At 36.9% G+C, this 436-nt stretch carries 1 protein-coding gene; it reads left to right on the top strand.

Going from position 1 to position 436, the window contains the following annotated elements:
• Positions 1-62 precede the first annotated feature (62 nt).
• Positions 63-436: transposase (locus ACEN3Z_RS11920; RefSeq protein WP_407090991.1), on the top strand; the 374-nt coding region annotated here is incomplete at its 3' end.

The following is a 436-nucleotide window of genomic DNA, read 5'->3' as shown; positions in this document are numbered from 1 at the left end:
AAAAAGATCCATAGTTTTCCTATAAAATAGATGTACCAACCAACTATTAGAAGGAGAAAGCTATGAATCCATACACACATCTTACCATGAATGAGCGAGAAACAATATTCCTAATGTATGAACAAGGTGAAACTATCGGGCAGATATCCGAGACCCTGGACCGTTCTAAATCGACTATCTCAAGAGAATTACATCGTAATTCAAACAAGGATGGCAGTTATTCACTGTCAACTGCTCATGGAGAGTATAAACGTAGAAAACAACTATGTGGCAGACATCGCACGCTAGATAAAGACTCTATTTTTCAGCTGGTCAAACGACTATTTCTCAACGAACAATGGTCTCCAGAACAAATTTCTGGTCGTTTGAACCTTGAAAATTCCAAAAATAAAATCAGTTATAATACTATCTATCGTGCAATTTATCGTGGCGACTT

The organism is Ruoffia sp. FAM 26254 (assembly GCF_045528545.1).
Lineage (GTDB): Bacteria > Bacillota > Bacilli > Lactobacillales > Aerococcaceae > Ruoffia > Ruoffia halotolerans.
The sequence above is the reverse complement of the archived record's forward strand: the minus strand, read 5'-3'. Positions and strand labels throughout refer to the sequence as shown.